Genomic DNA, 4734 nt, shown 5'->3' with positions numbered 1-4734 from the left:
TTGATCTCAAAGGGGAAAGCCTCAGAAACAGATCTAAAATATAATTGTAAATTTGAAATAGCGAGTTATCCACATAGGGGGTCAAACCTCAAGAACTAGGGGGTCAAACACATAGGAATAAGCAATACCCATGCATTGGCAGAAATGACAATTAGGGTTAAAGAGGAACTACAATTAGAAGAACTTACCGTTTTAGCCGACAAAGGATATACAACAGGAGCAGAATTATCACAATGTGCTGAAAATGGAATTACGACATTCTGTTCTCCTAAAGGTTCCAGTTCTAATCATAATGGGCTCTATAATATAGAAGAATTCAAATATGATTCAGAATCAGATTCCTACCAATGTCCTCAGGGGCATGAACTGACCACAAATGGTAGACTGTTTAAGAAAGGAGCTACCTATCGTATGAAAAGATATAAAACCAAAGAATGTCAGCATTGCCCGTTAAAAGCTCATTGTACAAGAAACGAAAAAGGTAGATTCATAGAAAGACACGAATTTCAAGATGCCATAGATGCTAACAGAACTAGAGTGGAATCAAATAAGGACTACTACAGAAAGCGTCAGCAAATCATAGAACATCAATTCGGAACACTAAAAAGACAGTGGCATTTTGATCATACATTGATGCGAGGACTAGAAAATGTCCTTGCAGAAGTTTTTCTAGTATCGATCTGCTATAATCTTCGGAGACTTATGTCCATACATAACGGAATTGAATATTTAGAGGCATTTAAAGAGTATAAATCATTAAATTTAGGCCAAATTGGGATTGTAAGCGATCACAAGGGCTCACAGAATTTGCAAATTGTTTCAGCAACAGGATCTTGGAGAGCATGCCTCAGGACCGCTTGCTAATTTGAGCATCTGTTTTTGCGCAGACTCCCGTTATACTTAATGAATTGACTCCGTCAATTCATCTATGGTGGTACTTTAGCCATTTCTAACGCTCAATTCCTTGAAACTTTTTTCGGTCGAAGCTAGAATTTTGTCAGGAGAAGACGAACAACTTAAACGCGCGCCAGAAAGCTAGACAAACGAGTGCAATTCCTTCAATTCGATAACCAAATTTAGCAACGGCTAACTCATCTTTGTTTACACTCAATTACTCAAATGTGATTTTACTTATTCAGCTTTTCTCTTAACGAATACGGAAACCTTCAACTTTCGCGCTTACAGTAAATCTAGCAACTTTGCTCACTCCAATCCAATCGTTCAATCTTGTCATGTTCCAACTCGTCTTCTCTTTCGTATTGGCGTTAACTCGACCGAAAAAAGTATGCCAACGCACCGATCTTTGTGAGTCAGATCTTAAACGTTCAACGTAATAATCTCCGCTTGTAGCTTTTATTAGAATTTACGAATGGCAAACGCAATCGTGTGTCTTAAGATTTCTTTTTATCACTAAGTATAACACGCGATTAAGAAGTGAATTTCGCCTTAAATTATTCCCACTCCAACACATTTTACCTAAAATTACATAACTTTAGAGGTAACGATTTGCGGAAGGCGAAACTCCTCTTATCGCTATCACGTTACTTTCCACCAAATGAAAAATCCACCTTAAGGAATTTTATTATGACGTGAATTCAGGATATATTAGTATTTTTTAAATCAAGAAAATCACTTATGAAACAGCACTTTATTATTTGTCTAGTTTTTTTTTCCCCTTTATTTGTATTTAGTCAAAATGTAGAAGTGTTGGGTGGTATTAAAGCAGATTCACTAAACGTACAATTAGGCTTGATCAAGAATGTAGCAGATCCAATATCTGCACAGGATGCTGCGACAAAGGCGTATGTAGATGCCTCAAATTCAAGCCCTACCTACACTATAGGACTTTCAGCTGAACAAGGAGGTTATATTTTTTGGGTTTCAGCAGATGGCAAACATGGCCTTGTTGCTGAAACAGAAAATCAGTCTACTTTTGCAAGTTGGCATGAAGCACAAGATTTTATTTCGGATCCTGATAATCATTCTGCGGATGGAGATGAATTTAGAGACTGGAGGATGCCTACAAAGTATGAATTAAACGAAATGTATTTGCAAAAAGTAGCTATTGGTGATTTTTTTAATAGCTTCTATTGGAGTTCTACCGGGGCCGACGCCGAAAATGCGTGGGGACAGTTTTTCGGCAATGGCGCTCAGAACTTCTTCAAGCATAACAACGGTTTCTTTGTTCGGGCAGTTCGGGCTTTCTAAAAATTTAGCTATTTAGTAATACCGTGAAGCGGTCGATTATTATTTTACACATGGCCTTGCAGTATGACTTACTAGTTTTCAAGCAAGTGTATCAAGTGATTTTGAAGATTTTTGAATACACGAAGGATTTTCCTAAAGAGTACAAGCTTACCTTAGGACAGGATTTGAAGATGGATGGATTACAACTGGTACGCAGTATATACAAGGCTAATAAATCGAATGGTAAATGGGAATACCTTGAGTCTTTCTTAGATAAATTTGAATTGCTAAAATTGGAAATATGTCTATGCGTAGATTTGAAGATATTATCCATCAAGAAGCAAGCTGTATAGTGTCTTATGATGGAAAGTATTACCAAAGTTTGTGCTGAATCAAAGAAAGTCGAGTAGAGCGGGAACTACCAAATAAGTAGTCCCTACCCTCTCACAGAACGGTACGTGAACCTCTCGATTCATACCGCTCTTCAGGATTAGAATTGATCTGGAGTAAAACCATACCTCCAATGCACAAATAGATTCGGATATGCTTTACTGATCTCTATTAGGAATTGTCTCGCTTGAAACATCCTCCTTCTAAATCTCTTGTACTTACACATCACCCATCTAATCAATCGAATATTCAATGCTTTGAATACACTATGCATGCAGTAAAGTCGAAAACGTCCGTAGTAGTTGATCCATCCTTGTATAATAGGTGCTTTCTGACTAGCAAGGTCTGCTAATTCAGCTCCTGTTGCCCGATGTATCTTCCACTTCATGATCTGTGTAACTAAGCGTTTTGATGCCTTTCGACTAATCGAAGTTACATAGCCCAACCATCTTTGACCTTTACCTTCTGCATCCTTACCATAAACACTTCCTGGTTTGAATGTGAAGCCTAGAAAGTCAAAACAATTGTCCTTGTATCCTCCTCGTCGATTGGATTGCTTACAATACACTATCTTCGTCTTCTTTGGGTGCAGCTCTAACTTACACTCGGCCATCCGCTCTTTTATGCGATTCTTAATGTACCGTGCTTCTGTTTCGTTCTTGCAATGTACTATAATGTCATCCGCATATCGCTCCCATCTGATGGTGCCGTACTTCGTATTAGCATAATGCTTCTCCATCCATGCGTCAAACACTACATGTAAAAACATATTCGCCAATATCGGACTAATGACTCCTCCTTGAGGTGTTCCTTTTGTCCGTTTGATCACGTTTCCATCCTTATCGATCGTCGATACCTTCAGCCACCTCTCTACATACATAATGATCCATTCCTCTTTGATGTAATGTCGTAACACTTGCATCATTAATTCGTGATCAATGTTGTCAAAGAACCCTTTTATATCCATGTCGATCACCCAACGATATTCATGACATCGCTGTTGACAACGTTTCAAGGCTTCATGTGCAGAACGTTTTGGTCTGTACCCATAACTGTCGATGTGAAATACTTTTTCCATGATCGGTTCTATAACCGCTGTGGCTACCTGCTGGGCTGTCCTATCTAATATTGTAGGTATGCCCAACATTCTTGTACTTCCATCTGGTTTTGGTATTTCTACTGCCCTTACCTCCTTGGGATAATAGCTACCCGATGCCATGCGATTCCATAGCTTATAAAGTTCGCCTGTCTTATGCGCATTCATGTACGACATATCTTTGCCATCCACTCCTGCAGCTCCGCCATTCGACTTTACTTTTCGGTAAGCCATTTCCACCATCTCGGTGGTGATGGGCTGTGATTTACCCCGTAAAAATTCCGTCTCAAATAAATTCATCTTCCCTAGTAATTTAGGTTGTGAAATTCTGTAAACTAATAATCCTGTATGCCCCTTCGCTAATCTTACCTTTAGATAAACATCAAACACTACTACGAGCATATCCGCCACACCTTTATGTACTCTTTTGTACTAAGATGCTTCACCTGTTCCGATCTTAAGCCCAGTAATAAGTCCTGCCGCCTTAATGCCGTCTGCCGTGTAGTCTACTGGCTCAAGAACTTGTATCTACACTCATCGTAGAGGCACGCCAACCTCATCTTTTGACAGAATCTATCCATCTAATTTGTACCCCATTTTAATGAAATACGTTTCAACGGGTTATTTTCGAACACTTCATCGAACGGTTTACTTTCGTTCAGCTCTTATTACTTTACTGCAATGAGTCGCTCAGCACCAACCCGTGAAAGGTAAGCACCACTCATCCGTTTGGCAGATCTGCTTGAATCAGCTCCTGCCGATGGGTCAACTATTTAATCCAGAATCGATAAAATCAAATAATCTCCATCATCTTAAAATCAGCATTTTATATTCACTATCTTTATAATGAATATGAATTCAGGTCACACTACGAGAGATAACATGCTGCGATCACATAATCCTCCCGTTGGTCGGACTCTGGATGCAGCTAAGACGTTGGCAGTAATTAGAAAAAATGATAAGAATTGAAAAAATAGAGTATCAAGATTCAGAATTAACCTACGAAGGAGTTATTTCCTATGATGATGAAATTGAAGGAAAACTACCTGCAATCATTATTG

The 4734-nt window shown here is 38.8% G+C and carries 4 protein-coding genes; 3 read left to right on the top strand and 1 reads right to left on the bottom strand.

Annotation, left to right across the window (positions count from 1 at the left end; translation table 11 throughout):
* The first annotated feature begins 144 nt into the window (after positions 1-144).
* The 3 genes from L2586_RS24280 to L2586_RS24270 all read left to right on the top strand — a co-directional run bounded on the left by L2586_RS24280 (position 145) and on the right by L2586_RS24270 (position 2540).
* The gene (locus L2586_RS24280; protein WP_235295603.1) at positions 145-864 is read left to right on the top strand and encodes a transposase; all 720 of its coding nucleotides are present in this window, start codon (positions 145-147) and stop codon (positions 862-864) included.
* A 771-nt stretch (positions 865-1635) separates the two neighbouring features.
* Positions 1636-2208: an Lcl C-terminal domain-containing protein gene (locus tag L2586_RS24275; protein ID WP_235295602.1), complete on the top strand. Its 573-nt coding sequence runs from the start codon at positions 1636-1638 to the stop codon at positions 2206-2208.
* Between the two features lie 50 nt (positions 2209-2258).
* Entirely contained in the window at positions 2259-2540 is a 282-nt protein-coding gene (locus L2586_RS24270; protein WP_235295601.1) for a four helix bundle protein, read from the top strand.
* 137 nt (positions 2541-2677) lie between these two features.
* Here the strand turns inward: L2586_RS24270 and ltrA are convergent, their stop codons facing one another.
* Entirely contained in the window at positions 2678-4075 is a 1398-nt protein-coding gene (gene ltrA / locus L2586_RS24265; protein ID WP_235295600.1) for a group II intron reverse transcriptase/maturase, read from the bottom strand.
* Between the last annotated feature and the right edge of the window lie 659 nt (positions 4076-4734).

The sequence above is a fragment of the Portibacter lacus genome (assembly GCF_021533215.1).
Lineage (GTDB): Bacteria > Bacteroidota > Bacteroidia > Chitinophagales > Saprospiraceae > Portibacter > Portibacter lacus.
The sequence above is the reverse complement of the archived record's forward strand: the minus strand, read 5'-3'. Positions and strand labels throughout refer to the sequence as shown.